The 3,776-nt window shown below is 31.9% G+C and carries 4 protein-coding genes and 1 pseudogene; all 5 read right to left on the bottom strand.

Going from position 1 to position 3,776, the window contains the following annotated elements; translation table 11 throughout:
• Nucleotides 1-249: 249 nt before the first annotated feature.
• A complete protein-coding gene (locus tag Q0W95_RS07655) occupies nucleotides 250-528 on the bottom strand; it encodes a hypothetical protein (protein ID WP_297791501.1) in 279 nt (92 codons plus the stop codon).
• Between the two features lie 10 nt (nucleotides 529-538).
• A complete protein-coding gene (locus Q0W95_RS07660) occupies nucleotides 539-712 on the bottom strand; it encodes a hypothetical protein (protein WP_297791503.1) in 174 nt (57 codons plus the stop codon).
• Nucleotides 713-779: 67 nt separating this feature from the next.
• Nucleotides 780-2,753: an ABC transporter permease gene (locus Q0W95_RS07665; protein ID WP_297791505.1), complete on the bottom strand. Its 1,974-nt coding sequence runs from the start codon at nucleotides 2,751-2,753 to the stop codon at nucleotides 780-782.
• Nucleotides 2,750-3,508, bottom strand: a complete 759-nt coding sequence (locus tag Q0W95_RS07670) for an ABC transporter ATP-binding protein (protein ID WP_297791507.1) — start codon at nucleotides 3,506-3,508, stop codon at nucleotides 2,750-2,752. Before Q0W95_RS07670 ends, Q0W95_RS07665 begins: the two co-directional genes overlap by 4 nt.
• A gap of 85 nt (nucleotides 3,509-3,593) precedes the next feature.
• A pseudogene (gene nsaS / locus Q0W95_RS07675) lies at nucleotides 3,594-3,776 on the bottom strand (sensor histidine kinase); the annotation flags it as partial.

Consider the following 3,776-nt stretch of genomic DNA (forward strand, 5'->3'; position numbering starts at 1 on the left):
ATTATATCCTACTGTAAAACTAGCTTTCCTATCTACTGGTAAAAAATAAAAAAAAGGCTAAAATTTCCACAAAAATCGATATTACAAAGTATACTTTCCCTACCCTTATTGCATACTTTTCATCCTTCAATCCTTTATTATAATCTTTCTCAAATCCATTAATCAAATGATAGGACTTCTTAAAGTATATCTTATAGGCAAGTGCTAAAAATACCGGACCAATCATAAATAAAATTATAGAAAAAACCTTCATCTATCTTCTCTCCAAAATCTATAAACAACAAAAGCATTTAGTAAGATTATAAGTATAGAAAATCCTAGCCATCCCCTAGCTAAGGTAGGCATAAGATCTAAAGCTCCTGCCATATCTCCGTTAACCAATCTTTTGGTATCATCACAATAACAAATGACAAGGCTCATAAGAACTGACGTCATGCTATAAAAAGAATGAATTATTTTGTTCTTATTATTTCTAATCATTGCAAAAATAATATTTACAAGTGAAAGAATAGCTAATAATATCCACATAGACCACTCCTTATTCAAAAATATAGGCTATCGCTAAAATTGATGTACCTATTATAATGAAAACACTTGCAATAAGCTCCATAAGATTCTCCCAATTTTTTTCTTTTTTGTAATTTTCATAGGTCTTATTAATAGTAAGTATATATCCAAGCGAAAATAATAAGAATCCAATACCTCTAATCATACCTACCCCCTTACTTTCTTATATTATAACATATTAAAAAGTCGTCTGCAAATTTCCAGACGAGCTTTTATTTGCAAACTAGCTTGTAATAAGCTTTGTTTGTAATTTTAAAAATTATATAGTAGCTTATTATAAAGACTCCTATAACCATGAAGAAGTATCTTCCATATTGCATAAATTGCATTACTCCAAAAAGAGCAAGGAGTTGGTAGACTATCTTTGATGCGACCAGAGAGTTAAGTATAGCAAATGCAAGGGGCACAAAGAAGAGGTAGAAGATTTGTGAGGCTTGCGTCTTTTTGATTAATGTATCATCAAGTCCGATTTTTTTCATGATTTGGAATTTCTCTCTATCTTCATATCCTTCGCTTATTTGCTTGTAATAACTTACAAGTATAGTTGAAATTAGAAATATTAGGGCTATTACTGTTCCAAGGAAGACAAAGCCACCATATAATTCGTAGGCTTCCTTTAAATATTGGTCTCTATACTCAACATTAAAGCCCTTATTTTTGGCATATGTTTCAAGGTTTTTCCTGTAAGTTTTCTTATCAATACCCTTAATATCCCAATTCGCTGAAAGATTAATCTCAGGACTCTTGTAGGTTTTTTCCTTTGAATTAAAGAGTTTAAGTTCACCTGCCAAATATTGCATTTCCTCTAAGTCATTTACAACAAGACCATATGTTTCCACCGCTATATTTGATGGAATAAAGTTATCGACAAGCTTTATCTTATAGGTTTTATCTCCTATCTTGATTTTATCCTTCTTTAACATAAACTTTTGATTTCCTGTAAGTAGGACCTCTCCATCATTAAGTTTATAATCTTTGCCAGTTCTCTTATTGTAACTATCAAGGTCTAAAGCAAGAAGGAAATATGGAGAATGTCTCCCATCGCCTTTAAAGGTAGAAAATTTATTTCCATCTACTTGGGCTATTGTCATAAAACCATAGGATATAAAGTTATTTACTATCTGATTTTTATTTGTAACTGTATTATAAACTTCTTCTTCCAGCTTTTTCTTCTCTATTTCGAGATTATTCTGATTAATTGTTTCATGACTATCTAAGTTATATTCCCTAGGTACTGCATTTGTAGCAGAATATTCAATTCTATTGTAGATAGCAAGGGATGCAGAAATTGTAATAATAACACCTGCACTCATTATTGAAATACTTGCAAGGGAGATGGCATTTGACTTTATCCTATACAAAAGACCAGATATGGCCAAAAATCTCTCTTTTTTATAATAGGACTTCTTTTTCTTCTGTCTTTTTAAATAAATTACAGAAAAAGAAGTAAAGAGTAGGTAGGTCGCTTGCATTATAATAAGAGCTGCTAGGAAGAATAATCCTAGAGATTTTAATATTCCTTGAGTTTTTATAGCTATATAATAGCCAATGGCCAAACTTATAAAGCCTAAAATCATTATAAGATATCTCGATTTTGGCTCTCCTTCTCCACTTTTTTGCTTAGAAAGAAGCTCGACTGGACTTGATGTATATATTTTATAACTAGTGCTTATTAGAGAAATCAAGTAGGCAAGAAAAAGTAGGCCAAGACTTTCTATCATAGCCTTAGATGAAAAGGGATAATCCATGAGCCTTCCTGCCACATCTTTCATTAGTTTATTCAAGGCTAGGAAAGTTACTTTACCAAAAATATAGCCACCAACAAGTCCTAGTACAGCGATTGCCAAAAAGGCAAAAAAGCTTTCAATTGTAAGTATTTTTCTTATGTGTTTTTTCTCAAGTCCCAAGATACCATAAAGAGCAAACTCCTTGTTTCGTCTTTTTGTCAAAAAATTTGTACTATAAATTAAAAATATAAAAGTTAATAGACCAATTATGACAATCCCTATATTTATAATCATTGGAAGACTTGCATGTCTAGTTCTTACATAGCCATTGTTAGCAAGGCTTGCCATGATATTAAAAAGCATAAGCATTATTCCTGAAGAAAGGACAAAGGGAAGATATATTAAGCTATGGGCCTTTAAATTCTTGAGGGCGAATTTATTTGCTATTTTAATATTCATCTCAATTCACCTCTAGCCAACAAAATCTGCGCCTTATTGATTCTTTCCATAAAGACCTGACGACTCTCATCTTCTGCCTTGTAAAGTTCGTGAAAAACTACCCCGTCTTTTATGAAAAGAACTCTTTTAGCGTATGATGCAGCATTAAGAGAGTGGGTAACCATAAGAACAGTTTGACCTAAATCATTTACTCTTGTAAACAAATCAAGAATCATATTAGAGGAAGAAGAGTCAAGAGCACCTGTTGGTTCATCCGCTAAAAGAAGTTCAGGCTTTGTAATAAGGGCTCTAGCAATGGCAATTCTTTGCTTCTGACCTCCAGAAATTTGGTAAGGATACTTGTCAAGGATTTTCTCAATACCAAGTCTTTCTTTAAGATCATCTAGTCTTTTTATCATAAGATCTTCCTTCTCATCAGAAAGAACAAGAGGTAGGTAGATATTATCTCTATTTGAAAATTGATCAAGTAGGTTGAAGTCTTGAAAGACAAAACCGAGTTTTTTTCTTCTAAATGATGCAAGTTCACTATCCTTTAGCCTTATCAAATCTTCACCATTAAGATAAATATTTCCAGAAGTCGGCCTATCAAGACTTGCTATGATATTTAAAAGAGTTGTCTTTCCTGCGCCCGATTCTCCCATAATTGATATGAACTCCCCTTGGTTAACTTCGAGATTTATATCTCTTAGGGCCTCTGTAGTAATATTTTTTGTCTTATAAATGCGTTTAATATTTTTTAATTCTAATATTGGCATAAGCTCCTCCTTTTTCTTATATCTAAATTATAGGATAAAGAAGAAATTCTAGCATTTATCTAAACTTACAAAGATGGTCTCTATCTTACATTTTTGTAAGATTGTTTGGAAAGATAAGAGAAAACTCGCTACCAACATTTAAAGTCGACTCAACTTCAACCCCAATATTTAAGATTTTTCCGATTTTTCTAACTAAATATAGACCCAGACCGCTTGATTTCTGATTAACTCTTCCATTAAAGCCAGAATATCCCCTATCAAAAATTTT

It is taken from the genome of uncultured Anaerococcus sp., assembly GCF_947253225.1.
In the GTDB taxonomy this organism is placed as follows: domain Bacteria; phylum Bacillota; class Clostridia; order Tissierellales; family Peptoniphilaceae; genus Anaerococcus.